This window comes from Halobellus sp. MBLA0158, assembly GCF_041477585.1.
Classification (GTDB): Archaea; Halobacteriota; Halobacteria; order Halobacteriales; family Haloferacaceae; genus Haloquadratum; species Haloquadratum rubicundus.
On sequence record NZ_JBGNYA010000001.1, the window covers coordinates 127,119 to 153,677 of the forward strand.

The following is a 26,559-nucleotide window of genomic DNA, read 5'->3' on the forward strand; positions in this document are numbered from 1 at the left end:
CGAATTAGCCCGAATATCGCGTTTAATCGGTCGTTACAGGGGCTCAGCCCCGTCAGTCCCGGTCACCGGCGCCGACCGCGGCCTCGCCGACCGGCTCGTGGCCCTCGATGACCTCGGTGCCGCCCATATACGGCCGGAGCGCCTCGGGCACGGTCACGGTGCCGTCGTCGTTCTGGTAGTACTCCAGGATCGCGACCATCACCCGCGGGATGGCGAGTCCCGAGCCGTTCAGGGTGTGGAGGTACTCGGCGGACTCGTGCCGTTCGGGGCGGTACCGCAGGCCCGCGCGCCGCGCCTGGAACGCGCCGAAGTTCGAGACCGACGAGACTTCGAGCCAGCGGCCGCCCTCCTCGGGGCCGCCCTCCATATCGTCGGCCGGCGCCCACACCTCGATGTCGTACTTCTTGCGCTGGGTGAAGCCGAGGTCGCCCGTACACATCTCGAGGATCCGGTACGGGAGGTCGAGCCGCCGGAGCACCTCCTCGGCCTCGTCGACGAGCCCCTCGAAGCGGTCTTCGCTCTCGTCCGGCCGGACGAAGTTCACCATCTCGACCTTGTTGAACTGGTGGACGCGGACGATCCCGCGGGTCTCGGTGCCGTGTTCGCCCGCCTCGCGCCGGAAGTTCGGCGTGTACGCCTGGAGCTTGAGCGGGAGATCGTCGTCCAGCAGGATCTCGTCGCGGTACATATTCGTCACCGGGACCTCCGCGGTCGGGCAGAGCCACAGGTCGTCGTCGTCCCAGGGCTCGTCGTTGGCGCCGCCGAGGCGGTAGGCGTCCTCGGTGAACTTCGGGAACTGCCCGGTGCCGACCATCGATCGGGAGTTCACCGGGATCGGCGGGAAGACGTCGACGTAGCCCTGCTCGCGGTGGAGGTCCAGCATAAACTGGACCAGGGCGTGTTCGAGGCGCGCGCCGTCGCCCTTCGTGAAGTAGAAGCCGCCGCCGGTCACCTTCGCGCCGCGCTGGAAGTCCAGGATGTCGAGGTCCTCGCCGAGGTCGTAGTGGGGGACGACCTCGTCGGGCAGGGTCCGCAGATTGTCGAACCCCTCCCGGCGGCGCTCGACGTTCTCCGACTCGTCCGCGCCGATCGGGACCTCGTCGGCGGGGATCTGCGGGATCTCCAAGAGCGCGGCCTCCAGTTCGGCCTCCAGTTCGTCGGCGCGTGACTCGACGTCTTCGAGCTCCGCTTTGAGCTCCTGGGACCGCTCGATGGCTTCCTGGGCCTCCTCGTCTTTGCCCTCGGCCTTCAGGTCGCCGATCTTCGAGGAGATCTCGTTGCGCTCGTGTCGGAGGTCGTCGCCGCGCTGTTTGAGCTCCCGCCACTCCTCGTCGACGGCGAGGACGCGGTCGAGATCGACGTCCTCGACGCCTTTGTGCTCCAAGGCCGCGCGAACCGCCTCGGGGTTCTCGCGGAGGAACTGTCTCCCGATCATACCCGCGCTTCTTCGGGATGCGGCAAAACCGTGTCGCATCCGCGAGCCGACACCGCGGGATTCGACACGAGCCAACGAAAAGACACATACCCGATGCCGGACTGGATGTCAGTAGCGTGAACTCGCGTATGGCGAATCGGATTCGACGACGGTTCGGGGACGCCTACGAGCGGATGCTCCGGCGGCAGCTCGATTCGGCCCCGACCCACGTCGCGATCATCCAGGACGGAAACCGACGCTACGCCCGCAAACAGGGCGACGACGCGCCCGAGGGCCACCGCGAGGGCGCACAGACGACAGAGCAGGTGCTGGAGTGGTGCGACGAACTGGGGATCGAAGAGCTGACGCTGTATGCCTTCTCGACGGAGAACTTCAACCGCCCCGACGAGGAGCTCGAACCGCTCTTCGACCTCCTCGAATCGAAGCTCTACGAGTTCGCCGACGCCGACCGCGTCCACGAGAACGGCGTCCGGATCGGCGCGATCGGCGACGTGGAGCGGCTCCCCGACCGCGTCCGGGAGGCCGTCGAGTACGCCGAGTCCCGGACCGCCGAGTACGACGCGCTTCGGCTCAACATCGCCCTCGCGTACGGCGGTCGCTCCGAGCTCCTGGGCGCCGCACGGGAGATCGCGCGGGAGGTGGACGCGGGCGAACTCGATCCCGACGACGTCGACACCGACGCCGTCGAGGACCGGCTGGCGCGCCACACCACCCGCGCCGTGGACCTGATCATCCGGACCGGCGGCGACGAGCGGACCTCGAACTTCCTGCCGTGGCACGCCAACGGCAACGAGGCCGCCGTCTACTTCTGTGCGCCCTACTGGCCGGAGTTCTCGAAGATCGACTTCATGCGCGGGCTCCGGACCTACGAGTCCCGCGCCGAGTCCTGGCGCCAGTCCCGGACCGAGCGGGCTGTCGCGCTTTTGCGCGCGGTCGCGGAGACCGAACTCGCCGACGCGAAAACCGTCGCCGGACGGCTCCGCGCGCAACTGCCGTCCGCGGGGGCCCAGGAGGTCTCGGCCGAACTGGAGCGCCAGCACGGCACCGACGCGCCGTCCGTCGAGCGGGCCGACTGATTTCGGACCGTCCGGCGGTCTTCGGGAGGCCGACAACCGCCACGGTCGCCTCGATCGAACAGCGTTAGCGGCCGAACCGCCGCTGTCGGTCCTGGTAGTCCAGGAGCGCCCGGAGGTAGTCGCGGCGGCGGAAGTCCCGCCAGTTGACGTCCGTGAAGTACAGCTCCGAGTAGACCGACTGCCAGATCAGGAAGTCCGAGAGCCGCTCGGCGCCGGTCTTGATCAGCAGATCGGGCTCGTCGTCGAAGACGAGCCGCTCTTCGATGCGGTCGGCGTCGACGTCGTCGGGGGCCAGGTCGCCGGCGTCGACCGCCTCGGCGATCTGCCTGACGGCCGCGGCGAACTCCCGCTTGCCGCCGAGGCCGATGCTGATCCGGATCGGGGCGTCGGCGCGCTCGGTGTCGCCGGGGGCGCGGACGTCGACCGGCCGCGGCGCTTCCACGTTCCGGAGTTCGCGTTCGAGCGTCGGCACGACGGCCTCGTCGAGGACGCTGACAGAGACCGTCACGCGGCGGGCGCCGTACTCGAAGGCCCACTCGAAGAAGTCCGCGAGCGTGTCGTAGGCGCCCTGCTCCAGGAGGTCGCGCTCGGTGATTACGACCGCGACGTGCGCCGGCGGGTCGGCGTCGTGGAGCCGGTAGCGGAGGGCGAGGTACCGATCGTACAGTCCCACGCGAGGCCGTGCGCCGCCGAGCGGTAAATGCTCCGGGGATTCGAGCCCACCTGATACAATGGTTAATAGTGTCATAGAAAGCCATATAATCAAACGTATTCGAACTCTAGTCGTAGTAAACGGGAATATACAGATGGAATTTGCCGAAATTGTTGCTGTATTTCGAACGTGCGGATCGGCGCCGCGGGGGGTCGAACGGCGGTGAGCCACTCGCTGCGGACGGTCGCGCGGCGGCCGCTGGTGCGACACCTGCTGCGCCCGGTCGCGGCGTTCGCGGCCGTGGTCGGGGTCGGAGTCGCGGCGTTCGCGGCCGTGGTCGGGGTCGGAGTCGCGGGATTCAGTTCGCTCGGGGGCGTCGGCGTCGTCGACGCCCTCTTTTGGCTGCTGGATCCCACGAGCATCGAGTTGCACTTTCAGGCGCACGAGGGCCCCGAGACGCTGGTGAAGGGCTATGCGGTCGTGGTCCTCTCGGGGCTCGTCGTCACCGGGCTGTGGATCGGCGAGACGGTCTTTTCGGCGGCCTTCGGCGGGCAGATCAAATCGGAGTTCAAACAGATGCAGATCGAACGCGCGATCGACGAGGCGGAGGGGCACATCATCATCTGCGGCTACGGGACGTTCGGCAAGACCGTCGCCGGGTCGCTGCGCGAGGGCGACCGGGAGGTCGTCGTGATCGAACAGGACGACGCCGAGTACCGGCGCGCGGTCGACGACGACGTCCTCGCGATCCAGGGCGACGCCCGGCGCGAGGAGACGCTGACCGACGCCGGCGTCAAGCGGGCCGCCACGGTCGTCGGCGCCATCGACGACTCGAACGCGAACATCCAGATCGCGATGGCCGCGAGCCAGATCGCGCCGACGGTGCGGCTCGTCGTCCGCGTCGGCGACGAGATGTACGAGCCGCTGGCGCGCCGGGCGGGCGCAGACGAGGTGATCATCCCGGAGATCGCGAGCGCCCGGCAGGTGACGGCGAACCTCTGAGGCGGGCGCCGACGCGGAACCGCGACGCCGTGCCGAAATCGCGACACGCGATGTCGGGACCGTTAAGTGCGCGTCGGCGGAACCCCGGAGCGTGCAACCGACGCTTCGGCGAGCGGGCGGGTTCGCCCTCGTTGGGACGCTCGCGGTCGCCGCCCCGGTGCTCGGCCGGGCGGCGTTCGTCCCGTTCGCCGCCGTCGCCGTCCTCGCGGCGTTCGTGATCACGGACGGGCCGCTGTTCGACCTCTTCGCCCGGCCCGCGGACCGCCGCGAGGGTCGGCTGAACGGCCTCGCCGGCTTCTCGCTCGCGGCGGCCGGCCTCGCGATCCTCGCCACCGAACTGGGCCTGCCGACGGACCTGTACGTCGCGGCGGTGTTCGTCCTCGCGTACGGGAACCTCGGCAAGCGGCTGGTGGCCGAGACCTCCGACGAGCCGTTCCTGGGCGCCGCGGGGTTCGGCGTCGGCGGCGCCGTCGCGGGGTTCGCCGGCCAGGCGGCCGTCTCCTCGCTGACGTCGACGTCGATCGCCGTCCCCCGGTTCGCCTTCCTCGCGGTGGCGGGGACGCTCGTCGCCGCGCTCTTCCGGGAGATGCTCTTCGAGCGCGACGACCCGCTCGTGATGCTCTCGACGGGGCTGTTGCTGTGGCTGTTCGACGCGCTCGCCGTCTCTGTCGGCGTCGTCGACGTCGGCGCCGCGCTCGCGGTCACCGTCGCGCTCGGCTACGCCTCCTACGCGCTCGGCGCGGCCTCCGTCGCCGGGATGCTCTCGGGCGTCCTCCTGGGGCTCTTGGTGATCGTCTTCGGCGGCTTCGGGTGGTTCGCCGTCCTCATCACGTTCTTCGGCGTCGGGTCGCTGTCGACGAAGTTCCGGTACGAGGAGAAGAAGCGCCGCGGCATCGCCGAGGAGAACGAGGGCGCGCGCGGCACCGGCAACGTCCTCGGCAACGCCGCCGTCGCGCTGCTGTGTGTGATCTGCTTCGCCGGCAGCCAGTCGCTCTCGGTCGAGGGCGCAGTCTTCCAGTTCGCCTTCGCGGGGTCGATGGCGGCCGCCCTCAGCGACACGCTCTCCTCGGAGATCGGCGGCCTCTACGACAGCCCGCGGCTCATCACGACCCTCGAGCCAGTCCCGCCGGGGACCGACGGCGGCGTGACCTGGCAGGGCGAGGTGTTCGGACTCCTCGGCGCGCTCGTCGTGGGCGGCGTCGCGCTCGCGCTCCTGCCGGGCGTCTCGCCGACCGGCGCGGGGGTCGTCGTCCTCGGCGGCGTCGTCGGGATGACGGCCGACAGCGTCCTCGGCGCGACCGTCGAGGGGCCGCGGTTCGGCAACGAGGCGGTGAACTTCGCCGCGACGTTCGTCGGCGCGGTCGTGAGCGGCCTCGTCGCCCTGGCGCTGTTGTAGCGATGCCGACGATCCGCCGCGCCCGGCCCGCGGACCTCCCGACGCTCGCGGCGCTCCAGTCCGAACTCGACGCGCCGTCGCCGGACCTCCTCGCGTCGTTCGCCGCCGTCGGCGCCTGCCTCGTCGCCGTCCCCGACGGTGAGCGGGTCGGCGTCGACCGAAATGGGGACGCGACCGACGACGGGCGGCAGCCAGTCGGCTACGTCCTCGTGGTCGGCCGCGGCGACGCGGACGGCGACGGCGGCGACGCCCACCTCGCGGAGCTGGTCGTCCACCCCGATCACCGCCGGGAGGGCTACGGCCGCGCGCTCGTCGGGGCGGCGATCGACCGGCAGGCGCCGGGGACGCGCTTGACGCTGCTCGTCGCGGTCGACAACGGCCCGGCGCGATCGCTCTACGAGTCGGTCGGCTTCCGGCCGATCGCGTACCAGCCGCGGTTCTACGAGGACGGCGACGGACGCACCGACGCGGTCGTCTACGCCTACGACGCCTGATGCGGTTACTCAGTGCGAGTCAGTTCGCGACGGACCGGGCCAGCTGGTCCGCCGTCAGCAGCCGGACGCCGACGGGCTTTTTCACGAACTCGCCGGTCGAATCGGCGACCGCGTGATCGACGCCGCGCTGGGCCGCGACGTCGAGGAGGCGCTGGGTGAACTCGCCGTCGACGACGGCGGCGTAGGGCGCCGGCTCGGCCTCCGAGAGCGCGTCGAAGGCCTCCTCGACGGGGTACTCGCCGGTCGCGACGAGGTCGTCGTCGAGGAGCCGGATCCGGCCGGTGTCGCCGTCGATGACCTCGCGGACGTGGTCCCCGAGCGACTGCGGGCGGGGCGTCTCGTCCCCGGTCCCGTCCGTCTCCTGCCCGGTTTCCTCCGAGTCCGCCGCGTCCCCGTCAGCGTCGACCGACGAATCGCTCTCGGAGTCTTCGGTACGTTCGTCGGCGTCCTCGCTCGCGGGCGCGTCGGCGGGGTCGGTGTCGGCCGCGGTTTCCGCTTCGGATTCCGATTCGGACTCCGGCTCGGGACCCGATTCCGACGCCGATTTCGACTCCGGCTCGGGACCCGATTCCGACGCCGATTTCGACTCCGACTCGGCCGCCGGTTCGGCCGCGGAGTCGGCTTCGGCACCGTCCGGTCCGCCCGTCGCCGACGCCCCGTTCAGGTCCGCCGCCGACGCCTCGGGATCGGAGTCGGCGTCGAACACGAGATCCGCGGGGTCGGCCTCCGGCGGCGGCGCGGGCGCGCGCTCGACGTCCGGGGCCGCCGACGCCGACTCAGTCGTCGGCGACCCCCTGCGAGGGTCCGCGGAGGCGTCCTCCGCGGTCGCGTCCGCGTCCCCGTCCGTGTCCGCGTCCGCGTCGGCATCGAGGTCCTCCTCGGCCGCGGCCTCGAACTCGAAGGAGTCCATCGGGACCTTGTCGCGGAGCGCCGCGAACACCTCGTGGCGCTTGAGGTCCTCGACCGAGCGGCCCGCGGGCGCGAACGCCACGTAGTCGACGTCGCCCACCTGCGAGAGCTCCCGCAGGATGAGTTCGCCGCCGCGGTCGCCGTCGAAGAAGGCCGTCGTCGTGCGCTCTTGGGTAAGCTCCGCGACCGCCTCGGGGACGTTCGTCCCCTCGACGGCGACGGCGTTCTTGATGCCGTAGCCCAGGAGCGTCAGGACGTCCGCGCGCCCCTCGACGACGACGACGGCGTCGGAGTCGGCGACGTTCGGGCCGGCGGGCAGGCCCTCGTACTCGCCGATGTCCTCGATCCGGACGCTCTCTTTGACCTCTTCGAGGATCTCGTTGGAGGACATCACGCTCTCGTCGAACGACTCCGAGAGGAGTTCCTTCGCGCGCTCGACGACCTCGCGGCGCTTGGCCTCGCGGACGTCCTCGATCTCGGTTACCTCGACGGTGGCCCGGCAGGGCCCGACGCGGGTAATCGTCTCCAGGGAGGCCGCGAGAATCGCGGTCTTGACCCGGTCGAGGCTGCTCGCGATGGTGATCGTCCCGAACGACTGGCCGTTCTGGGAGTCGATCTCGACGTCGATGCGTCCGACCTTCGAGGACTGCTGGAGGTCCCGGAGGTCCAGGTCGTCGCCGAGGAGCCCCTCGGTCTGGCCGAAGATGGCCCCGACGACGTCGGAGCGCTCGACGACCCCGTTCGCGGTGATCGCTGCGTGAATGAGATATTTTTCGGTGTCTTCCATTGGTGAATCCCCCCGTGAGGGCGGCGTGATGGTGATGTGCGCGTCATGGGAAGCCCGATGACGTCATTATATATGGGACGCTCGCGGCAAATAACTATCGTGTCGGAGACAGAATATGATAATCGCGCGGTCGTCGCCGACGCGAGCCGCACGGCGCCGGAAGGCGGCGGCGAGTGCAGAACGCCGCCAGGCCGGCGAAGACGGGCGTGAAATCCCGGTCCGGGATGGCGGGTGTGGTCCCAGACCGCCGCCCGGACCGCACGACGACGACCACTCGAATAAGTAACAATTTTTCGTCCGGATTGTCGCCTCGGGCGCATCAGGGTGCTGAGATGACAGTCCATCGATCGCGATCTGTATCATCGATCACTACCGCTCGCCCTTATCGAAGAAAAATTCTCTTCGGTAGTGGTCTTCGAACTTCGAAAGACAATTTTTACGTGTACCGAGCGATGAGAGAGATTCGATGACGCGAAAGAAGACCGATTATCTTTGGATCGGGGTCTTCGCTGTACTCGTGACGTTCGCGATTCCGTGGTTCCTCTGGCGGGACGCGGCGACCTGGCAGGGGCTGCCCGCGTGGCTGTGGTGGCACATCGGGTGGATGGCGCTCGCGTCGGTCGCGTTCTGGCTCTTCACGCGCGGCGCGTGGGACCGCGGGATGGACGTCGACCCCGAGGAGGTGGGCTTCGATGGCTGAGTCGCTCGCCGTCCAGTTGGGCGTCGTCGGCGCGTACCTCCTCGTGGCGCTCGCGGTCGGGCTGGTCGCCTACCGGCTCACCGGCCGCGACGCGGAGGATTACTACCTGGCGAGTCGGTCGATCGGAACCCTGGTGCTGCTCTTTACGACGTTCGCGACGCTGCTGTCGGCGTTCACCTTCTTCGGCGGCCCCACCCTCGCCTACCGGGCCGGGCCGGAGTGGATCCTCGTGATGGGGCTGATGGACGGGATCATCTTCGCGATCCTGTGGTACCTGATCGGCTACCGCCAGTGGCTGATCGGGAAGGTCCGCGGCTACGTCACGCTGGGCGAGATGCTCGGCGACCGCTTCGGCTCCCGGCGCCTCCGGGCGCTCGTGGCGGGCGTCTCGCTGTTCTGGCTGTTCCCGTACGTGATGCTCCAGCAGATGGGCGCGGGCGAGGCCATCGTCGGCCTCACGAACGGCGCGGTCCCCTACTGGGTCGGCGCCGCGGCCATCACGCTGTTCATGATCGTCTACGTCGTCGCCGCGGGCCTCCGCGGCGTCGCCTGGACCGACACGATCCAGGGGCTCTTCATGCTCGGGATCGTCTGGCTCGCCGTCGTCTGGGTGCTCTCCAGCGCCGGCGGGCTCGAATCGGTTTCGGCGTCGATGGCCGAGTCGAAGCCCGAGTTCCTGGCGCTCGGCGGCGGCCTCTACTCGCCGCAGTGGATGATCTCGACGGCGGTGACGATCGCGTTCGGGGTCACGATGTTCCCGCAGATCAATCAGCGCTTCTTCGTCGCGAAGGACGTCGGCGTCCTGAAGCGGTCGTTCGCGCTGTGGCCCGTGCTCGTCGTCCTGCTCTTCGTCCCCGCCTTCCTGCTCGGGTCGTGGGCCGCGGGGCTGGGCGTCGCGGTGCCGGAGGGCGCGAACGTGATCCCGCTCCTCCTGAACGAGTACACCCCCGCGTGGTTCGCGGCGCTCGTGATCGCGGGCGCGATGGCGGCGATGATGTCCTCGTCGGATTCGATGCTGCTGTCGGGATCGTCGTACCTGACGCGGGACCTCTATCGGCCCTTCGTGAACCCCGAGGCCACCGACGAGCGCGAGGCGTGGATCGCCCGGGTCGGCGTCGCCGCCTTCGCGGTCGGGACCTTCGCGGTCAGCCTGTTCCGCCCCGGCACGCTGATCACCGTCGGCGACACCGCCTTCGGCGGCTACGCCCAGCTGGCGCTCCCGGTGCTGGTCGCGCTCTACTGGCCGAAGACGACCCGGCAGGGGATGTTCGCGGGGATTGTCGGCTCGCAGGCGTTCTACCTCCTGCACGTGTTCCTGCCCGCCGTCACCGTCGGCGGCGTGACGGTCTTCGGCACGACGTACTTCACCTGGGACTTCGCGCTCTACGGGATGGCCCTCTCGCTCGTGCTGACCGTCGGCGGGTCGCTGCTCACGACCGCCGACGCCGACGAGCGGGCCGAGACGTTCACCGTCGGGACGCGGGCGGACTGACGGCGGCCCGCTCGGGCTCTGGCGACTCGCCCGCGGCCGCGGCCCCGTCGTCCACGGCGGCCCGCGTTGCCGGGAGACGGGACCGAGCGAAGCGCTCTTTGTCGATCGTTCCGAGTGTGAGGTATGAACGAACCGGGCGTACAGTCGCTCGTGGACCAGGAGACGATGGCCGCGCGCGTCGACGCCGGCGCGGTCCCCGCGTGGGTGCAGCGGCACTTCGAGACGTTCACCGACGCCCTCCTCGGCGAGCGGAACGGCACGCCGTTCCCGTGTCACTTCGGCACGCAGTCGGTCCGTGACGGCGAGCCACTCTACACGGCGGTCCCCTCGACGACCGATCCCGACGCCCTCCTGTCGTTCCGCGACACCCTGCTGGAGTACCTCGACACCTATCCCGACGCGCCGGGGCGGGCGTCGCTCGTGACGTTCTTCGAGCCGCCGGAGGAGCCGTGGGCCGAAGCCGACTACCACGAGGCGCTGTGGCACGTCCTCCAGTTCCTGCACGTCCACGACCCCGAGCCCTGGCCCGCGGAGATCCCGACCGACCCCGACGACCCCCACTGGGAGTTCTGCTTCGGCGGCGAGCCGATGTTCCCGACCTGCCGGGCGCCGTTCTACGACGAGCGGCAGAGCCGCTACTGCCCGGTCGGCCTGGAGATCACCTTCCAGCCGCGGGCGCTCTTCGAGGGGATCACCCACGACACCGAGGCGGGCCAGCGCGCCCGCGAGCAGATCCAGGGGCGCCTGGAGGAGTACGACGGCGTCTGTCCGCACGCCGACCTGGGCGACTGGGGCGTCGAGGGCGACCGCGAGTGGCCGCAGTACCTCTTCCGGGAAGACCCCGCGCAGTCGCCCGACGAGTGTCCGATCGAGGTGACCCGCGAGCACCCGAAGGCCGCGCCGCCGGCCGACGACTGAGAGAGGACCACGACGAGAGACCGATGACGACCGACGCATCCACCGGAACCGACGGCGCGCTCGCCCTCGACGATCGGGCCGCGCTCGTGCTCGTGGACCTCCAGACCGGCTTCGACGACCCGGCGTGGGGCGAGCGCAACAACCCCGACGCCGAGGCCAACGCCGCCCGCCTGCTGGCGGCCTGGCGCGCCGCGGACCGACCGCTGGTCCACGTCCGCCACGACTCCACGGAGCCCGACTCGCCGCTCCGCGGCGACGCCCCCGGCTTCGCGTGGAAGCCCGAGACCGCGCCCGCCGACGGCGAGACCGTGATGACAAAGCGGGTGAACGCGGCGTTCGTCGGGACCGACCTGGAGGCGTGGCTCCGGGAGCGGGGCTGTGAGTCCGTCGTCGTCGTCGGCCTCACCACCGACCACTGCGTCTCGACGACGACGCGGCTGGCGGAGAACCTCGGCTTCGCGCCGGTGGTCGTCTCGGACGCGACCGCGACCTTCGAGCGCGACGCCCCCGACGGGACGCACTACGGGGCCGAGGAGATGCACCGGACCGCGCTGACCCACCTCCACGGGGAGTTCGCGGCGGTGGCGACGACGGCGGAAGTGTTCGCGGCGGTCGACGCCGCGGGCGCCGCGGCCGGGGACGACGACCGACCGTCGACGGCCGACCGCGGCTGAGAAGATTACGCGCCGCCGCGGGCCGAAATCTAGTCTCGGAAACATTTAGCCGCTTTTATTAGCGAAATGTCCTAGCAACGTAGTATCGATGGGGACGCGCGAGCGGCAGTCGCGAGCAGTCGTGGGAGTCGTGCGAAGATGGGGCCGATGATCGCCCACCTAGCGCTTTTCGGCGCCGGGTCGGTCGCGACAGCGGCGTCGCTCCGGTGGACGCTCCGGAACCGCGGGAAGCGCGCGACGACCGCGTTCGCGGCCTTCCTCTGTGCGGTGCTGATGTGGGCCGGCGCCCAGTCCGCCGAGGTCCTCGGCGGCGCGACCGTCGCGTACTACGCCTCGTTCGGCGTCGAGTTCGCGCGGGGGCTGATGGCGGCCTGTTGGTTCTACTTCACGATGACGTACGCGGGCTACGAGTCCGCGCTCGAATCGGTCCCGGGCCGGGCGCTCGTCGGCGCGGGCACCGGCTTTCTCCTGTTCGCGACGGGCGTCCCGCCGGTCGCGACGGCGCTCACCTTCGAGACGGTCCACCTGGTGCGCGAGCCGTTCGTCGCCGTCGCGCTGCGGGGGTCGACCCCGTACCACTACGCGGCGCAGGTCGTCGGCTACACGCTCGTCGGCGTCGGGACCGTCGCGCTCGCCTACCGGCTCGTCGAGACCGAGTACACGCGTCCGTGGCAGGTCGCGGTCTTCCTGAGCGCGGTCTTTCTGGTCATCGGGTTCGACATCGTCGCGAACGGCCTCCTTGTGCCGGTCGCGGGCGTCGACTACGCGGTCGTGGGGACGGCGGCGGCGTCGGTCGTGTTCATCCTGGCGCTCTACCGCGGCGACCTGTTCGGACACGTCCCGGTCGCGCGCGATCACGCCGTCCGCCACATCGACGAGGGCGTCGTCGTCGTGAACCCCGACGGGCGGATCATCGACGTCAACCGCGCTGCCCGCTCGCTGCTCGATTCGTCCGTCCGCGTCGGAGCCGACATCGAGACCGCGCTGCCGGCCGCGATCGGAACGCACGACCTGCTTACCGACCAGACCCCGGGCCGGGCGACGGTGACGCTTCAGGGAGACGAGTCGCGGCGGCACTACGAGCTGACCGTCTCGACGCTCGATCCGGGCGAGGCGGACGCCGGCGTCGTCGTCATCCTCCGCGACGTCACAGAGCGCGAGGAGTACGAGCGGGAACTCGAACAGTATCGCGCCTTCGTCGAGCAGTCTTCGGACCTGATCACGCTCATCGACGAGGAGGGCCGGATCCGGTACACCAATCCGCAGGTCGAGGCGACGCTCGGCTACTCGCAGGCGGAGCTACAGGACGTGGACTGCCTCGGCTACATCCACCCCGAGGACCGCGAGCGGGTCCAGAGCGCGTTCGAGAGCGTCCTGGAATCGCCGGGGGCGACGACCCGCGTCGACTTCCGCTTCCGCGACGCCGACGGGGAGTGGGTCTGGCTGGAGAGCCGGGGGACGAACCGGCTCGACAACCCCGCGATCGACGGCGTCGTGCTCAATCAGCGCGACGTCACGGCCAAGAAGGAGCGCGCCGCGGAGCTGCGCCGGCAGAACGAGCGCCTCGAACAGTTCGCGAGCTTCGTCTCCCACGACCTGCGGAACCCCCTGAACGTGGCGCAGGGCCGGCTGAGGCTCGCCCGCGAGGAGGCCGACAGCGAGCACCTCGCGTCGGTCGCGCGGGCCCACGACCGGATGGCGGAGCTCATCGACGAGACCCTGGCCTTAGCGCGCGCCGGCACGACCGTCAGCGACGCGAGCGCGGTCGAGCTGGCGTCGCTCGCCCGGACCTGCTGGGGGACGGTGGCGACCGCGTCGGCGGGCCTCGAAGCCGACGCCGACGCGGTCGTCCGCGCCGACGAGTCGCGGCTCCGACAGCTCCTGGAGAACCTCTTCCGCAACGCGATCGAGCACGGCGGCGAGGACGTCACGATCCGCGTGGGACGCCTCGACGACGGCGCGGGGTTCTTCGTCGCCGACGACGGCCCGGGAATCCCCGAGGAGCGCCGGGAGAAGGTGTTCGAGTCGGGCTACTCGACCGGCGACGACGGGGCCGGTATCGGGCTGGCGATCGTCCAGACCATCGCCGAGGCGCACGGCTGGGAGGTCGCGGTCGCGACCGGCGAGGCCGGCGGCGCGCGGTTCGAGTTCAGCGGCGTGACGCTCGTCGAGGACGGCGCGTCGCGGGCGGAAGAGCCGGTCGCCAGTCGACGGGATTGATAACCGTCCCGGCGGACCGTACGGGTATGCAGACCCACATCGTCCCGGTCGGGTTCGACTACGACCGGCTCATCGCGCCCCTCATCCGGGACCAGCAGGACGTCGACCGGGTGATTCTCCTCGAGGGCGCGGTCGGCAGCGAGTCGAACGTCGAGTACTCGCGGAACCTCTCGGGCAAGCTGGAGAAGGACTTCCAGAATCTGCTGGGCGCCGACACCGAGCGGGTCGTCGTCGACGACGTCTACGACTACGACGCCGCGTTCGAGCAGGCCTACGACCTCATCAACGAGGAGCTGGACGCCGCCGCCGAGTCGGAGGTCTGGGTGAACGTCTCGGCGATGCCGCGGCCGGTCTCCTTCGCCTTCGCGACGGCCGCACACTCGATCATGGTCGAGCGCCAAGAGGACCGCGAGCGCATCCACACCTACTACACCGCGCCGGAGAAGTACCTCGAAACCGAGCTCGCAGAGGAGGTCAGGGCCACGAAGGAACTGCTCGGCGAGCTGCGCTCGGGCGCCGACGTCGACGACGAGCGGATCCGCGAGCGCCACGAGTCGGCCGCGGACATCCTAGAGGAGTTCGACGAGCGCGGGACCACCATCGGCGCCAAGCGGATCGGCGACAGCCACATCGTCGAACTCCCGGTGGCGTCCTTCCGGAACGTCAAGCCGTTCGAGGAGGTCATCCTCTTCGAGCTCGGCGAGTACGGGGAGTTCGACTCGGTCTCGGAGCTCGCCGAGACGCTCGCGCGCGACATGAACGAGGAGTACACCGACTCCTTCAGGTCGAAGGTGATCTACAACGTCGACCGGCTCGGCCCCGGCGGGAAGGGCTACATCGAACAGGAGGAACACGGCAAGTCCTACCGGACGCGGCTCTCGCGGATCGGCCAGCTCTGGGTCCGCGCGCACGCCGAAGACGACGTCCTCGGCGACGAGTAGGGGCTGGAGTCGAGGCCCCGGTTTCGATCACTCCTCGTCGACGTCGAGGTGGAACTGCTCGTTTTCGACGACCGCGTTGAGGACGACGCTGGTGTTGGACTCCCGGATGTCGGCGTCGGTCAGGAGCTCCTTGATCTGGTCGTTCATTCCGTCGGTGTCCTCGAACTTCCCGACGGCGATGACGTCGTAGTCGCCCGTGACCTCGTAGACGGTGGTCATCTGCTTGTGGCCCTTCAGATTGTCCGTGATCTCGGGGAGCGCGCTCCCTTCGACCTTCAGCTGGATGATCGCGGTGACGTCGTAGCCGAGCGCGTCGTAGTTGACCCGGGGCGTATAGCCCTCGATGACGCCTTCGTCTTCGAGATCCCGGAGGTGGTTCGAGACCGTCGTCACCGATACGTCGAGTTCTTCCGCGAGGCTGCGGAGGCTCGCGCGGCCATCGCCGAGCAGTGCGTTGATGAGTTTCGCATCGAGGTTTTCGTACGTCATTACACCTAAGATACCTCTGGGGGCATTAGAATTTTACGAATATCCAATTAGGGGAGAGACGAGAGGCATTTGCACTAAGCGATAAGGTCTTTATACTGGGAGTGTTCGGATTCGATTGTCCAGGATATGACGGACGAAAACGCACCAACTCCCGCCACCGACGGGGGACTCTCAGCCGAAGCACAGCGCGTCATCGACGAGATCGAAGAGAAGGACGTCGACTTCCTCCGCCTGCAGTTCACCGACATTCTGGGGACTGTAAAGAACGTCGCCGTCCCGGCCACGCAGGCCGAGAAGGCCTTCACCGACGGCATCTACTTCGACGGGTCGAGCATAGAGGGCTTCGTCCGCATCCAGGAGTCCGACATGCGCCTCAAGCCCGACCCCGAAACGTTCGCGGTCCTGCCGTGGCGCGACGGCCGCTCGGCGCGGCTCATCTGTGACGTCATCAACACCTCCACGGGCGAGCCCTTCGAGGGCGACCCGCGCCGCGTCCTGAAGAACGTCCTCGAACGCGCCGAGGACATGGGCTACGAGGTCAACGTCGCCCCCGAACCGGAGTTCTTCCTGTTCGAGGAGGACGAAGAGGGCCGCGCGACGACGAAGACCAGCGACGCCGGCGGCTACTTCGACCTCGCGCCGAAGGACCTCGCTTCGGACGTCCGCCGCGACATCATCTACGGCCTCGAACAGATGGGCTTCGAGATCGAGGCCAGCCACCACGAGGTCGCCGAGGGGCAACACGAGATCAACTTCGAGTACGACGACGCGCTCTCGACGGCCGACAACGTCGCGACGTTCCGGACGGTCGTCCGCGCCATCGCGGCCCAGCACGACCTCCACGCGACGTTCATGCCCAAGCCGATCCCGAAGATCAACGGCTCGGGGATGCACACCCACATGTCGCTGTTCGAGGACGGAGAGAACGCCTTCCACGACCCCGACGACGAGTTCGACCTCTCCGAGACGGCGCACTCGTTCCTCGCGGGCATCCTCGAACACGCGCCGGCCATCACGGCCGTCGCCGACCCGACGGTGAACTCCTACAAGCGCCTCGTCCCCGGCTACGAGGCGCCGGTCTACATCGCGTGGTCCGACCGCAACCGCTCGGCGCTCATCCGGAAGCCGGCCGCGCGCGTGCCGGCCGCCTCCCGGATCGAGGCCCGCTTCCCCGACCCGTCCTGTAACCCCTACCTCGCCTTCGCGGCGCTGCTGTCGGCCGGTCTCGACGGGATCGAGAAGGGCCTCGACTGCCCCGACCCGGTCCGGGAGAACATCTACGAGTTCGACGAGCAGAAGCGCCAGGAGTACGGCATCGAGACGCTCCCGGAGAACCTCGGCGAGGCCGTCGACGCGCTCGAAGAGGACGAGGTCATCGCGGATGCGCTCGGCGAGCACGTCTTCGAGAAGTTCGTCGAAGCCAAGAGCCAGGAGTACGACGAGTTCCGCGTCGACGTCTCCCAGTGGGAACTCGACCGCTACCTCGAGACCTACTGAACGGCGTCAGTCCGTCCCGATTTCTTTTTTGCGCGCTACGCACTGCCACGCGATCGTGAGCGGCGGCTGCGGCTGTCGCGGACGACGTTACGCGTCGGCGCCGCCGCTCACGCGTCGTCGCCGGAGGCGTCGCCGACGAGAAGCGGCAGCGACAGGAGTACGACCGCGCCGACGGCGCCCGCGGCGACGACGACCCGCGCGTTCTCCGAGAGCTCGGCCGCGCCGCTCATCGCCGCGAGCGCGACGGCGAGTCCGCCGACGCCCACGGCGAGCGAGCGCGGCGAGGGATCGATCGCGGCCGCGGCCGCCTGCGGCCCGAAGCGGTACCACGAGAGCGTCCCGCCCAGGGCCGTGCCGACGCCCAGGAGGAGTTCGCTCTCGCCGGGCGCGACGGCGAGGCCGGCCAGCCCGAGGAGGAAGGCGAGGCCGAACAGCGCGGTGACGTGGCGGTGCTCGGGCGTCGCGAGCGCGCCCGTCGGATCCGATGACGAGAATCCGGGGCCGAGCGCGACGGCCGCGAGGAGGAACGCGATACCGATCCCGACGCCGGCGACGACGTCCGCGAGGTAGTGGACGCCGATCAGCACCCGCGAGAGCGCGACGACGGCGACGACGGCGCCCGCGATTCCGAGTCGGCGTCGCCAGCGCCCCCGGGTCGCCAGCACCGCGACGCCGCCCCAGAACATCGTCGATCCGAGGGCGTGACCGCTGGGGAAGCCGTACCCGCCGCGGTAGGAGGTTGGCGGGCGCGGGAGCGCGAAGAGGTGTTTGAGCCCGATCGTGAGCCCGATCGCACAGAGCCCGAGCGCGAGCGCGAACGCCGCAGAGCGCCGCGGGATCCCGGCCCGCTCGCCGAGCAGGTACGCCAGCGCGACGAGCGAGAGGAGCAGATAGGGGTTTCCGAGGTGGGTGAGCCACCAGAACGCGGCGGCGACGGCCTCGGGCAGCGACTCCGCGAACGCCACCTCGCCGACGCCGCGGGTCGCGAGCGGCAGCGCGGTCGGGTGCATCGGTACGCCTCTCGCCGGGCGAGCGACAAATACCTGCGGGAAGCGGGACGGGCGAACCGCGCGGCGGCCAGGCGGTCAGGAGCGCCGGTCGCGGACCCAGTCGACCAGCCGGCCGGGCACGCCGAGGGCGTTGAGGCCGACGCCGAAGATCACAAAGAGGAGATAGAGGCCGAGCGTCGAGAGGTAGATGACGAGCATCGCGACGACCGCGAGCAGGTCCGAGAGGAAGTAGAACGCAGCGATCGTGGCCGCGGTGCCGTAGAGCAGGACCAGATACGGACCCCAGCCGCGGGCCTTCCCCCGCCGGAGGCGGCCGCGGACGTACCGGCGCATCTCGGATGTGACCTCGGGGCGGTCGACCGTCCGCGAGTCGACCTCCTCCTCGAAGGCGTCGAGGTCGGCGCGGAGTTCCTCGATCTCCCGTTCGAGCTTCTCGATGTCGGGCGCCCCGCGGGGTTCGACCTCGGTCCCGTCGTCGTCGGCCTCCTCGCTCGGCGTCGTCGCGTCGCCTTCGCTCATCGTCCGGTCGTCACGTCGGTCCCGCGGGTGTTGTAGCTGCCGGTCTCGGTCCCGAGCGGACGTGAGCGCGGCCTCGGCCGCGGGCCCGCTCGTCGAAGTCGCGGTCGCCGCCGACGAGCCCGCAGCGACCCCCGGGAGTCCGGTCCGGCCCGACAGGACCGCGTTCACGGCCGCGCCGGTGAGGACGAGCAGCCCGGAGAGGTAGAACCACGTCACGAGAAGCAGGAGGCCGCCGAGCGCGCCCGCGACGCCGCTCGTCGCCTGGGCGTAGAGCCCGAAGGCCGCGCTCAGGATCGCCCAGCCGACCGCCGCGAACAGCGCGCCCGGAAACGCCTGGCGGACCGGGACCCGGACGTCCGGGATCACGGCGTAGAGCGGCACGAACGCCGCCGCGAGGAATCCCAGGAGCACGAGCGGCCCCAGGACGTCCACGAGCGGGAGGTCGGCGACGGCGATGAGCGCGGCGACGACCGCGACGCCGACGGTCGCGACGCCGAGCGTGACGAGCGTGACGAGGCCGTCCGAGAGCTGTCGCAGGAGCGGGCTCGTCGGGTAGCCGTAGATCCGGGCGAAGGCGACGTCTACGCCGCGGAACAGCTTCAGCGCGCCCCAGACCGTCACGGCCAGGCTCAGCGCGGAGACGGTCCCGCGGCCGGTCCCGTCCGCGAGCGCGTCGGTCACGAGCTCGGAGCCGGTCGGCAGCAGGTAGCGCTGGGCGATTGACTGGACCTGGGCGGCGAGGTCCGCCCCGCCGAGGACCGTCGCGGCCACGACGGCCAGGGTCAGGATCGGCACGAGCGAGACGAGGACGTAGTAGGAGATCCCCGCCGCGAGGAACGTGACCTCGCGCTCGCGGACGGTCGCGACGACAGAGCGGGAGACGGCCGGGAGAGAGGTGCGGGCGCTCACGGCGGAGGGTTCGGCCGATCGGACAAAGAGTGTACGGGGAACAGGGGGCGGGAAAATGACAGAGCGGCGGCGCGGGCAGGAGACGGCTCAGTCGGCGTCCGCGTCGGCGGTCGCCTCGCGGATCTCGGGGACGGTCGCGTCGGTCTTGAACGAGGTGCCCGAGTAGTGGGCGCGGGTCGCCGCGAAGCCGGCGTCGCAGAGGTCCGCGAGGAAGTCGTCCATCGCGGGCGCCGAGCGGCTCCACTGCTTGCAGAGGCGGTGCTGGTCGTAGTGGGTCGGCGTGTCGAGTTCGGCTTCGAGCGCGTCCAACAGGCGCTCGGCGTGGGCGGCCTCGCCCATCTCCTCGCCGACCGCGTCGGCGACGCCCCGGACGAACTCCCGGTCGCGGACCGATCCGAGGTAGATCGGTCCGGCGGTGAGCAGGCGGTCGCCGCCGCAGGCGTCGCACGTCTCCGGCGGGTGGGCGACGAGGCCGTACTCGTGGGTCCGGCGGAGGCAGTCCTCGCAGTGGTGGACGTACCCCAGATCGTCGATCAGGCCGTCCGCGCGGGTCGCGCGGGCGTCGAGTTCGAGGTAGACCCGGGCGTAGTGGCGCGTGGCGTGCGAGAGGATCGGCACCGCGGCCTTGTCGTAGCGGGCGGCGGTGCGGATCAGCGCCGAGAGCAGCACTCGAAGCCCCATCTCGGGGTGGTAGTCGGTGTTCTGCGGGAGCGTCGCGTACTTGCGGATCCCCGAACGCTGGTGGGCGCCGCAGAGCGGCGCGGTGTCGGTCGCGGTGACGCAGACCAGATTGCGGGCGTTGGCGAACGCCGCGTCCGCGAAGGGGATCGGCGTGCCGAAGGGGTCCAGGTCGACGACGTCGAACACCCGCTCGCAGTCGTAGAGGAGGGCGTTGACGTCGCGCTCGACCGCCTCGCCGTCGAGGTCGTTGCGCGCGAGGTTCTCGCGGGCGAGCGCGACGGCGTCGGCGTCGACGTCGGCGCAGGTGACGTCGTAGCCCTCGGCGGCGGCGCGGACCCCGCGGATCCCGCTGGCGGCCATCGCGTCGAGGTAGGAGTCGACGCGGGGCTCGCGCTCGCGGTAGGCGCGGAGCACCGCCACCGTGACGTCGCGGTTGAGTTCCTGGGTCGGGTTGTAGAACACGTCGTCGCCAGCGCCCTCGGAAGCGCCGTCGCGGGCGTCGGGGACCGCGACCTCGACGCCGCCCTCACGAACGTCCATAGCGGGGGAGGACGCTCCGCGGCGAAAAGCGATGCGATGCGGAGCTGACGGGCACCGGTGGGATTTTGTCCGGCCCCTGGCAACCCACGGGCGTGAGCGACGGCGGCGACTCCGAGAGCGGTCGCGATCCGACCGAGGAGCGCCGCGACTCCGCCGACAGCGACGGCCAGGGCTCCGACGGCAAGTCCGAAGATGGAGCCGACGTCGGAACCGAATCCGGGACCGCACCCGAACCGTACGTCGTCCCGACCGAAGCCGGCGACGAGCGCGAGACAGCGTGGCGCCGGGAGCTGGAGCGCGAGGGCGAGCTGACGCCGGGCGCGGTCGAGACCATCGTCGACCTCCACGACGGTCGCGGCGCCCGGGCGGTCGAGGCCGTCTCCGAGGGGCGGATCAAGCGCTACCGGGACTTCACGGTCGTCGTCGGCCACGAGGACGAGTACGTCGTCGAGGACGGCGGCTGCACCTGCAAGGACAGCGAGTACAACCTCGATCCCGAGGAGCCGCTGGAGCGCTGCTGGCACGTCCTCGCGGTGGCGATCGCCGAGCGCATCGGCGAGGTCGACCGCCACGAGATGTGGTACTCCGAGGTGCGGGACTTCCTGTAACTCCGCGAATACGTATTCCGATCCCGTCATCACGCCCTGAGCTCAGGGCCGGACCCACCTTCCGCTCGCGCCCTCCGCACCGTTTTTACCCCGCCTCGGCGAACGGCCGACAATGCCCACCATCGACGAGAAGCGCGTGTACACGGACAACGCGGGGACCGAGACCGTCTACCTCGCGACGGGCCTGGGCGTCGTCGCCGTCGCCGTCTCCGACGACCTGATCGGGGAGTTCGGGATCGCCCATCGGTGTGCGGCGCGCGACGTCGCGACCGCGGGTTCGCTCGTCGCGGTCGCGACAGACGAGGCCGTCTTCCTCGCCGACCGGAGCGAGAGCGACGCCGGGGACGCCGAGGGCGGCTCCACCGTCGTCGCCGCCGAGGGGCTCTCCTTCGCCGAGACCGGTTTCGGTCCGGCGACGGCGGTCGGCTTCGACGACGGCTCGCTCGTCGCCGGCGACGGGGCCGGGCGGGTCGCGCGGCTGACGGACCCAACCCCCGACACCGCGGCCGAGGACGGGTGGACCGACCTCGGGACGGCGGGCTCGGTGCGCGCCATCGACGGCGGCCTCGTCGCCGCCGCCGACGGCGTCTACCGGCTCGGGTCGTCGTCGCTCACCCATACCGGCCTCGACGACGCGCGCGACGTCGACGCCGAGCCGCTCGTCGCGACGGGAGCGGGGCTCTACAAGCTCGGCAACGGCTGGATGGATGTCCTCGACGGGGCGGTCGACGCCGTCGACGCGGCGGGCGAGCGCGCGCAGGCCGTCCGGGATGGCGAGCTCTACGTCCGGACCGCCGCGGGCGCGACCCAGGAGTGGCGCGCCGAGGAGCTCCCGGTCGACGAGCCGGTCGCGGCCGTGGCCCACGGCATCGACGCCTCCTACGCCGTCACCGAGCACGGGACGTTCGCGGTGCGACTGCCGGACGGCGAGTGGCGCTACCGCGGCGTGGGCGTCCGCGACGTCGTGGCCGCCGCGGTGTAGCACAGATCGCCACCGCGACGACCGCGCCGAACCGGACGGAAAGGGGTTTTACCGCGCGTCGTGAGACATCGGATATGATCGTACCCGGCGGATCCTCGCAGGCCCTCGCGGCGGCGCTCTCGGCGGAGCTGGGCGAGCCGCTCGCGGCCGTGACCTACGACCGCTTCCCCGACGGCGAGACGTACGCCGCCGTGCCCGAGTTCGATGCCGAGCGCGCGGTGGTGGTCGCGACGACCGACTCGAACGACGCGTGGGTCGAACTGCTCCAGCTCCAGGACGCCGTCCGCGAGGCCGGCGCGAGCGAGGTCGTGACCGTGCTCCCGTATATGGGCTACGCGCGGCAGGACCGCGCGTTCGAGGACGGCGGTCCCGTCTCGGCGCGGGCGATGGCGCGGGCGGTCTCGACGGGCACCGACCGCGTCGTGCTCGTGAATCCGCACGAGACCTCGATTTCGGACTTCTTCGACGTCCACGTCACCGTCTGCGACGCCGCCGGGCGCCTGGCCGAACCCCTCCCCGGGGATCTGACCGACCCGCTCTTCCTCGCGCCCGACGCCGGCGCAATCGACCTCGCGGAGTCGGCGTGTGCGGCCTACGGGCGCGGCGAGACCGACTACTTCGAGAAGACGCGCCACTCCGGGACCGACGTCGAGATCACTCCGAGCGACGCCGACGCCCGAGGGCGGGACGTCGTGATCGTCGACGACATCGTCGCGACCGGGTCGACGATGAGCGAGGCCATCGCGCACCTGAACGACGGCGGATCCGAGCGGGTCTTCGCGACCTGCGTCCACCCGCTCTTGGCCCGGAGCGCCCGCACGAAACTGGAGCGCGCCGGCGTCGAGCGGATCGTCGGCACCGACACGATCGAGCGGGACGTCAGTGCCGTCTCGGTCGCGCCGGTCGTCGCCAGCGCGGTCGACGCCGTCGAAGTCGCCTAAGGATCGATGACCGACGACGGGAACGGGACCAAAAGCGGTGATCCGGACCCGCTGTTTCCCGAGGACCGACACGTCCTCGAAGCCGACTGCGCGCGCTGTCCCGACCTGGTGGCGTGCCGCGAGCAAATCTCGTGGGGCACCGGCGACCGCGACGCCGCGGTGCTGGCGGTCGGCGAGGCGCCGGGCGCGGGCGCTCCCGACGCCGAGACCTGGCGCGGCGGCAACTGGACCGGTCGGGCGTACACGACCCGCCACTCGGGGCGCCGCATTCGGAAACTGCTCACGGACGCCGGCCACCCCGACGCGTACGTCACGAACGCCGTCAAGTGCTTCCCGTGCGACGGCGCGGGGTCGAACCGCGAGCCCACCGCCGACGAGCGGGCGAACTGCCGGGCTCACCTCGAACGCGAACTCGACACCGTCGATCCGGCTGTCGTCGTCGCGACCGGAAAGCACGCGACGACGAGCGTGCTGGCGCTCGACGGCCGCGAATTAGATGGGTTTATCGACTCGATCCTGGAGCCGATCGATCTCGAATCGGCGGACGCGACGCTGCTGCCGATCCTACATCCCTCGTACCAAGACGTCTGGCGCGCCCGCCTCGGCTACGACGACGGCGAGTATCGGGACGCGGTCTGCGAGGCGATCCGGAACGCGGTCGGCGAACGGGCGTGAGTCGCGGCGACGAGGGATCCGAGGGCATCCCTCCGAGGCGGTCACGGTCTCGGAGTTCGAACCGGACGCGGACCTGCGCCCGAACACAGACCGAACTTACTTCGGCGATCCGTACGACCGAACGCGTATGAGCGACGATCCGACCATCTTCGAGCAGATCATCGACGGCGACATCCCCGGGCGCATCGTCTACGAGACCGAGACGGTCGCGGCCTTCCTCGACGCCAACCCCCTCGCGCCCGGCCACACCCTCGTCGTCCCGAAAGAGCCCTACGAGCGCCTCGACGAGCTGCCCGACGACGTCGCCGCGGACGTCTGGGCCGCCGTTCAGGAGCTGACGCCGCGGATCGAAGACGCCGTCGACGCCGACGCGACGACCGTCGGGGTCAACAACGGCCCGGCGGCGGGCCAGGAGGTCCCGCACGTCCACGTCCACGTCGTGCCGCGGTTCGAGGGCGACGGCGGCGGGCCGATCCACGCCGTCGCCGGGTCGCGGCCGAACCTCTCCGACGCGGAGATGGACGAGATCGCGGCGGACATCGAAGCGAGCGACTGAGCGGCCGACGCCGACCCCTTCTCGCGGCCGCGGCCGACCGGATCACTTAAATCCGAGTGCGCGGCCAGGTGCGGTATGTCAGACACAGACCGCGGGACGGCGTCCGTCGTCGCGTTCGCGGGTGCGACGGGCGGCGCGGGCACGACGCGGACGGTCGTCGAAGTCGCCGCCGCGCTCGCGGCCGACGGGCGCGAAGTGTGCGTCGTCGACGCCGCCTACGCGACCCAGGGCCTCGGCGAGTACCTCGACGGACGGCTCGCGCCCGACGTGACCGCGCTCGTGACCGACGAGCGCGACGCCGACCTCGGCGCCGGACTGGTCGAGATGGACCTCGGCGTCTCCGGGCGGGTGGCTGCCGCGCCGGCGAACGCGCCCTTCGAGCGGCTCGCCCGGGCGAAGACTGTCGAGGCCGCCGAGGCCCTCGAAGCGCGGATCGAGACGGCGGCCGCGCGGTTCGATCACGTCCTCCTCGACGTCCCGCCGATCGCGGCGAACCAGGCCGTCGCCGCGGTGAACGCCGCGGACCGGATCGCCGTCGTCGCGCCGGGGTCCGACAGAGGGACGGAAGCCGTCCAGCGGACGCACGAGCGCCTCGCCGACGTCGGAGCCGAGGCGTCGCTCGTGGTCGCGGTCCGCGGCGACGGGGTCGGTGACCTGTCGATCCCGGCGACGAAAGCGACTGACGCCGCGGCGGCCCCCGCGTGTCTCGGCGCGACCGGCGCGTTCGCGACCGCGATCGAGCGGGTCGCCGCCGCGGCGGTCGGCGAGGAGATCGTCGTGCCCGAAGCGGACAGCGGCTTCCTGGGAACGGTCGGGGAGTACGTGGGCCGATAAGAGAGCAGTCGCAGAATCGAATCCGGGCAGCTACCGGAGGTCGCCGCCGGCGCTCATCGTCTCCGCCAGGGCGTCGCGCTTCGAGACGAGGGCGTCGCCGGCGATCGGCGCCGACGCGTCCCGGCGGACCGCCTCGGCGAGTTCGGGGATCGGTTCGTGGGTCTCAACGTACGCCGCGAGCGCGAACTCCGCCTCGCTGGCGCCGGTGAGTTCCAGCGCGTCCGCCCGCGCGATGCGGCCGTCGAGCCAGTCGCGGAGCACGCGGCGGGCCGTCGGAGCGAGCGGCGTCACGCCCTCGAAGCCGCAGCGGTGGAGGAGCTTCGCGGCCGTGACCTCCGCGACCGCGGCCGCCCCGGCCGCGTCGCCGACGCTGCCGCCCGACTCGTAGCCGTCGAGAACCTCCCCCGCCGCGACGGCCGAGCACGGCAGCTCGTCCTCGTACGCGCGGAGGCGGGCGTCGCGGTCGACGCCCGTGTCGTCGACGGTCGCCACGCCGCGGTCGACCTGCGCCGTCGTCAGTTCCAGTCCCGCCGCGATGTCCGACAGACTCATCGCTCGACTCTCCCGCGCGATCGCATAAGGTGTTTCGTTTTCGGTATCTTATTCGATAATTGTAACCGACCGGTCACCGGTAGGTAACACCTCGCTTTTCCGGCCCGAAACGGGCGTTTCTTCCTTCATTTAAATATGGCTTCGAGCCCAATTTTCAGATGTGATGAGTGAAGCACCCGCCGCCGACGCCGCCGCGCCCACGAACGCCTGCCCCGAATGCGGGGGTCACCCCGAGACGGCCCGCGGCGAGACCCTCTGTGGTGACTGCGGGCTCGTGCTCTCGGAGTACCGGATCGACCACGGCCCCGACTGGCGCTCGTTCGACGACAGCGACACCGACCCGAAGCGGACGGGCGCGCCGCTGACGCGGTCGCGCCACGACCGCGGGCTGTCGACCGAGATCGGCCGCTCGACGCGCGTGAAGGGCCGGAAGCGGCGCCGACTCGCCCGGATGCGTCGCCAACACAACCGCGCGCGCATCGCCTCGAAGCGGGAGCGCAATCAGGTGTACGCGTTCACCGAGATCCGGCGGCTCACGGGCGCCCTGTCGCTTCCCGAGCGCATCCGCGACCACGCCTGCTCGCTGTTCCGCTCCGCGCAGTCCGAGGACCTCCTCCGCGGCCGCTCGCTCGAGGGGTTCGCCGCGGCCGCCGTCTACGCCGCCTGCCGGATCGCGCGCGTCTCGCGGACGGTCGACGAGGTCGCCGACGCCGCGAAGGCGACGAAGGGAGAGCAGACGACCGCCTACGACGCGATCAACCGCGAACTCGGCCTCCCCGTCGGCCCGATCGACCCCGCGGAGTACCTGCCCCGGTTCGCCTCGGAGCTGGACCTCGTCGGCGAGGTCGAACGGCGCGCCCGGGAGTACGTCGACGAGGCCGCAGAGCGGGGTCTCTCTGTCGGTCGGAACCCCAGCGGCGTCGCCGCGGCCTGCCTCTACACCGCCGGTCGCGACCTCGGCGTCGGGGTGACGCAGCGCGACGCCGCCGACGTGGCGGGCGTGACCCCGGTGACGCTCCGCTCGACGTACCAGCAGCTCCGCGAGGAGTGAGCGCGGCGGCGAGTCGAAA

General features: G+C 70.6%; 26 protein-coding genes. 18 read left to right on the plus strand and 8 right to left on the minus strand.

All coding sequences use genetic code 11. The features are described from left to right. Window positions 1-52 precede the first annotated feature (52 nt). Window positions 53-1,435 (minus strand): serine--tRNA ligase, encoded by a 1,383-nt coding sequence (serS, locus tag OS889_RS00645; RefSeq protein WP_372386552.1) that lies wholly within the window; start codon window positions 1,433-1,435, stop codon window positions 53-55. A gap of 128 nt (window positions 1,436-1,563) precedes the next feature. On the opposite strand from serS, the gene uppS reads away from it, so the two are divergent. Further along, window positions 1,564-2,511 (plus strand): polyprenyl diphosphate synthase, encoded by a 948-nt coding sequence (gene uppS, locus OS889_RS00650; RefSeq protein ID WP_372386553.1) that lies wholly within the window; start codon window positions 1,564-1,566, stop codon window positions 2,509-2,511. Window positions 2,512-2,575: 64 nt separating this feature from the next. Here the strand turns inward: uppS and OS889_RS00655 are convergent, their stop codons facing one another. Beyond that, a complete protein-coding gene (locus OS889_RS00655; RefSeq protein ID WP_372386554.1) occupies window positions 2,576-3,184 on the minus strand; it encodes an undecaprenyl diphosphate synthase family protein in 609 nt (202 codons plus the stop codon). Window positions 3,185-3,385: 201 nt separating this feature from the next. Between OS889_RS00655 and OS889_RS00660 the strand changes: the two genes are divergently transcribed. The 3 genes from OS889_RS00660 to OS889_RS00670 all read left to right on the plus strand — a co-directional run bounded on the left by OS889_RS00660 (window position 3,386) and on the right by OS889_RS00670 (window position 6,055). Next, the gene (locus tag OS889_RS00660; protein WP_372386555.1) at window positions 3,386-4,165 is read left to right on the plus strand and encodes a potassium channel family protein; all 780 of its coding nucleotides are present in this window, start codon (window positions 3,386-3,388) and stop codon (window positions 4,163-4,165) included. A gap of 91 nt (window positions 4,166-4,256) precedes the next feature. After that, window positions 4,257-5,561, plus strand: a complete 1,305-nt coding sequence (locus tag OS889_RS00665; RefSeq protein ID WP_372386556.1) for a DUF92 domain-containing protein — start codon at window positions 4,257-4,259, stop codon at window positions 5,559-5,561. Window positions 5,562-5,563: 2 nt separating this feature from the next. After that, window positions 5,564-6,055, plus strand: coding sequence for a GNAT family N-acetyltransferase (locus OS889_RS00670; protein ID WP_372386557.1), 492 nt, complete (start codon window positions 5,564-5,566; stop codon window positions 6,053-6,055). A gap of 19 nt (window positions 6,056-6,074) precedes the next feature. Here OS889_RS00670 and dnaG read toward each other — a convergent pair whose 3' ends face one another. Next, window positions 6,075-7,751, minus strand: coding sequence for a DNA primase DnaG (gene dnaG / locus OS889_RS00675; RefSeq protein ID WP_372386558.1), 1,677 nt, complete (start codon window positions 7,749-7,751; stop codon window positions 6,075-6,077). Window positions 7,752-8,217: 466 nt separating this feature from the next. On the opposite strand from dnaG, the gene OS889_RS00680 reads away from it, so the two are divergent. The 6 genes from OS889_RS00680 to OS889_RS00705 all read left to right on the plus strand — a co-directional run bounded on the left by OS889_RS00680 (window position 8,218) and on the right by OS889_RS00705 (window position 14,696). Next, window positions 8,218-8,451: a DUF3311 domain-containing protein gene (locus OS889_RS00680; protein WP_372386559.1), complete on the plus strand. Its 234-nt coding sequence runs from the start codon at window positions 8,218-8,220 to the stop codon at window positions 8,449-8,451. Then, on the plus strand, window positions 8,444-9,943 hold the full coding sequence (locus OS889_RS00685; protein WP_372386560.1) for a sodium:solute symporter family protein: 1,500 nt from the start codon (window positions 8,444-8,446) through the stop codon (window positions 9,941-9,943). The genes OS889_RS00680 and OS889_RS00685 overlap by 8 nt, the downstream gene beginning before the upstream one ends. 123 nt (window positions 9,944-10,066) lie before the next feature. Beyond that, window positions 10,067-10,861 carry a YqcI/YcgG family protein gene (locus OS889_RS00690; protein ID WP_372386561.1) on the plus strand — a complete coding sequence of 265 codons (795 nt, stop codon included), beginning with the start codon at window positions 10,067-10,069 and terminating at the stop codon, window positions 10,859-10,861. Window positions 10,862-10,884: 23 nt separating this feature from the next. Next, window positions 10,885-11,535 carry a cysteine hydrolase family protein gene (locus tag OS889_RS00695; RefSeq protein ID WP_372386562.1) on the plus strand — a complete coding sequence of 217 codons (651 nt, stop codon included), beginning with the start codon at window positions 10,885-10,887 and terminating at the stop codon, window positions 11,533-11,535. A 138-nt stretch (window positions 11,536-11,673) separates the two neighbouring features. Continuing rightward, window positions 11,674-13,755: a sensor histidine kinase gene (locus OS889_RS00700; RefSeq protein WP_372386563.1), complete on the plus strand. Its 2,082-nt coding sequence runs from the start codon at window positions 11,674-11,676 to the stop codon at window positions 13,753-13,755. A gap of 26 nt (window positions 13,756-13,781) precedes the next feature. Beyond that, complete coding sequence (locus OS889_RS00705) at window positions 13,782-14,696, plus strand: HFX_2341 family transcriptional regulator (RefSeq protein ID WP_372386564.1); 915 nt, start codon at window positions 13,782-13,784, stop codon at window positions 14,694-14,696. Window positions 14,697-14,723: 27 nt separating this feature from the next. On the opposite strand, the gene lrp is transcribed toward OS889_RS00705, so the two are convergent. Continuing rightward, window positions 14,724-15,185 (minus strand): HTH-type transcriptional regulator Lrp, encoded by a 462-nt coding sequence (gene lrp / locus OS889_RS00710; protein ID WP_372386565.1) that lies wholly within the window; start codon window positions 15,183-15,185, stop codon window positions 14,724-14,726. Between the two features lie 126 nt (window positions 15,186-15,311). Here lrp and glnA point away from each other — a divergent pair, with 126 nt between their 5' ends. Further along, on the plus strand, window positions 15,312-16,682 hold the full coding sequence (gene glnA / locus OS889_RS00715) for a type I glutamate--ammonia ligase (protein WP_372386566.1): 1,371 nt from the start codon (window positions 15,312-15,314) through the stop codon (window positions 16,680-16,682). Window positions 16,683-16,789: 107 nt separating this feature from the next. Here glnA and OS889_RS00720 read toward each other — a convergent pair whose 3' ends face one another. From OS889_RS00720 to OS889_RS00730, 3 genes are all read right to left on the minus strand, one after another. Then, on the minus strand, window positions 16,790-17,692 hold the full coding sequence (locus tag OS889_RS00720) for a phosphatase PAP2 family protein (RefSeq protein WP_372386567.1): 903 nt from the start codon (window positions 17,690-17,692) through the stop codon (window positions 16,790-16,792). A gap of 75 nt (window positions 17,693-17,767) precedes the next feature. Beyond that, a complete protein-coding gene (locus tag OS889_RS00725; protein ID WP_372386568.1) occupies window positions 17,768-19,120 on the minus strand; it encodes a YihY/virulence factor BrkB family protein in 1,353 nt (450 codons plus the stop codon). Window positions 19,121-19,207: 87 nt separating this feature from the next. Then, window positions 19,208-20,341, minus strand: coding sequence for a tRNA (guanine(26)-N(2))-dimethyltransferase (locus OS889_RS00730; protein WP_372386569.1), 1,134 nt, complete (start codon window positions 20,339-20,341; stop codon window positions 19,208-19,210). A gap of 290 nt (window positions 20,342-20,631) precedes the next feature. Between OS889_RS00730 and OS889_RS00735 the strand changes: the two genes are divergently transcribed. The 6 genes from OS889_RS00735 (at window position 20,632) to OS889_RS00760 (ending at window position 24,937) form a co-directional block, all read left to right on the plus strand. Next, window positions 20,632-20,949 (plus strand): hypothetical protein, encoded by a 318-nt coding sequence (locus OS889_RS00735; RefSeq protein ID WP_372391492.1) that lies wholly within the window; start codon window positions 20,632-20,634, stop codon window positions 20,947-20,949. Window positions 20,950-21,061: 112 nt separating this feature from the next. Then, window positions 21,062-21,931 carry an HVO_0234 family beta-propeller protein gene (locus OS889_RS00740; RefSeq protein WP_372386570.1) on the plus strand — a complete coding sequence of 290 codons (870 nt, stop codon included), beginning with the start codon at window positions 21,062-21,064 and terminating at the stop codon, window positions 21,929-21,931. A 74-nt stretch (window positions 21,932-22,005) separates the two neighbouring features. Continuing rightward, window positions 22,006-22,872, plus strand: coding sequence for a ribose-phosphate diphosphokinase (locus tag OS889_RS00745; RefSeq protein WP_372386571.1), 867 nt, complete (start codon window positions 22,006-22,008; stop codon window positions 22,870-22,872). A gap of 6 nt (window positions 22,873-22,878) precedes the next feature. Then, on the plus strand, window positions 22,879-23,547 hold the full coding sequence (locus OS889_RS00750) for a uracil-DNA glycosylase (protein ID WP_372386572.1): 669 nt from the start codon (window positions 22,879-22,881) through the stop codon (window positions 23,545-23,547). Window positions 23,548-23,674: 127 nt separating this feature from the next. Then, a complete protein-coding gene (locus OS889_RS00755; protein WP_372386573.1) occupies window positions 23,675-24,103 on the plus strand; it encodes an HIT family protein in 429 nt (142 codons plus the stop codon). Window positions 24,104-24,178: 75 nt separating this feature from the next. Beyond that, window positions 24,179-24,937, plus strand: a complete 759-nt coding sequence (locus tag OS889_RS00760) for an AAA family ATPase (RefSeq protein ID WP_372386574.1) — start codon at window positions 24,179-24,181, stop codon at window positions 24,935-24,937. Window positions 24,938-24,967: 30 nt separating this feature from the next. On the opposite strand, the gene OS889_RS00765 is transcribed toward OS889_RS00760, so the two are convergent. Next, entirely contained in the window at window positions 24,968-25,489 is a 522-nt protein-coding gene (locus OS889_RS00765; RefSeq protein WP_372386575.1) for a DUF7858 family protein, read from the minus strand. Between the two features lie 163 nt (window positions 25,490-25,652). On the opposite strand from OS889_RS00765, the gene OS889_RS00770 reads away from it, so the two are divergent. Then, the gene (locus OS889_RS00770; protein WP_372386576.1) at window positions 25,653-26,540 is read left to right on the plus strand and encodes a transcription initiation factor IIB; all 888 of its coding nucleotides are present in this window, start codon (window positions 25,653-25,655) and stop codon (window positions 26,538-26,540) included. Window positions 26,541-26,559 lie beyond the last annotated feature (19 nt).

Bases quoted from the DNA above. Each gene is read 5' to 3' on its own strand.
- OS889_RS00770 (WP_372386576.1), top strand. From the start codon at position 25,653: ATGAGTGAAGCACCCGCCGCCGACGCCGCCGCGCCCACGAACGCCTGC.
- OS889_RS00685 (WP_372386560.1), top strand. From the start codon at position 8,444: ATGGCTGAGTCGCTCGCCGTCCAGTTGGGCGTCGTCGGCGCGTACCTC.
- OS889_RS00720 (WP_372386567.1), bottom strand. From the start codon at position 17,692: ATGCACCCGACCGCGCTGCCGCTCGCGACCCGCGGCGTCGGCGAGGTG.
- OS889_RS00750 (WP_372386572.1), top strand. From the start codon at position 22,879: ATGACCGACGACGGGAACGGGACCAAAAGCGGTGATCCGGACCCGCTG.
- OS889_RS00670 (WP_372386557.1), top strand. From the start codon at position 5,564: ATGCCGACGATCCGCCGCGCCCGGCCCGCGGACCTCCCGACGCTCGCG.
- OS889_RS00745 (WP_372386571.1), top strand. From the start codon at position 22,006: ATGATCGTACCCGGCGGATCCTCGCAGGCCCTCGCGGCGGCGCTCTCG.
- serS (WP_372386552.1), bottom strand. From the start codon at position 1,435: ATGATCGGGAGACAGTTCCTCCGCGAGAACCCCGAGGCGGTTCGCGCG.
- OS889_RS00760 (WP_372386574.1), top strand. From the start codon at position 24,179: ATGTCAGACACAGACCGCGGGACGGCGTCCGTCGTCGCGTTCGCGGGT.
- glnA (WP_372386566.1), top strand. From the start codon at position 15,312: ATGACGGACGAAAACGCACCAACTCCCGCCACCGACGGGGGACTCTCA.
- dnaG (WP_372386558.1), bottom strand. From the start codon at position 7,751: ATGGAAGACACCGAAAAATATCTCATTCACGCAGCGATCACCGCGAAC.
- OS889_RS00755 (WP_372386573.1), top strand. From the start codon at position 23,675: ATGAGCGACGATCCGACCATCTTCGAGCAGATCATCGACGGCGACATC.
- lrp (WP_372386565.1), bottom strand. From the start codon at position 15,185: ATGACGTACGAAAACCTCGATGCGAAACTCATCAACGCACTGCTCGGC.
- OS889_RS00765 (WP_372386575.1), bottom strand. From the start codon at position 25,489: ATGAGTCTGTCGGACATCGCGGCGGGACTGGAACTGACGACGGCGCAG.
- OS889_RS00740 (WP_372386570.1), top strand. From the start codon at position 21,062: ATGCCCACCATCGACGAGAAGCGCGTGTACACGGACAACGCGGGGACC.
- OS889_RS00690 (WP_372386561.1), top strand. From the start codon at position 10,067: ATGAACGAACCGGGCGTACAGTCGCTCGTGGACCAGGAGACGATGGCC.
- OS889_RS00695 (WP_372386562.1), top strand. From the start codon at position 10,885: ATGACGACCGACGCATCCACCGGAACCGACGGCGCGCTCGCCCTCGAC.
- OS889_RS00700 (WP_372386563.1), top strand. From the start codon at position 11,674: ATGGGGCCGATGATCGCCCACCTAGCGCTTTTCGGCGCCGGGTCGGTC.
- OS889_RS00730 (WP_372386569.1), bottom strand. From the start codon at position 20,341: ATGGACGTTCGTGAGGGCGGCGTCGAGGTCGCGGTCCCCGACGCCCGC.
- uppS (WP_372386553.1), top strand. From the start codon at position 1,564: ATGGCGAATCGGATTCGACGACGGTTCGGGGACGCCTACGAGCGGATG.
- OS889_RS00705 (WP_372386564.1), top strand. From the start codon at position 13,782: ATGCAGACCCACATCGTCCCGGTCGGGTTCGACTACGACCGGCTCATC.
- OS889_RS00680 (WP_372386559.1), top strand. From the start codon at position 8,218: ATGACGCGAAAGAAGACCGATTATCTTTGGATCGGGGTCTTCGCTGTA.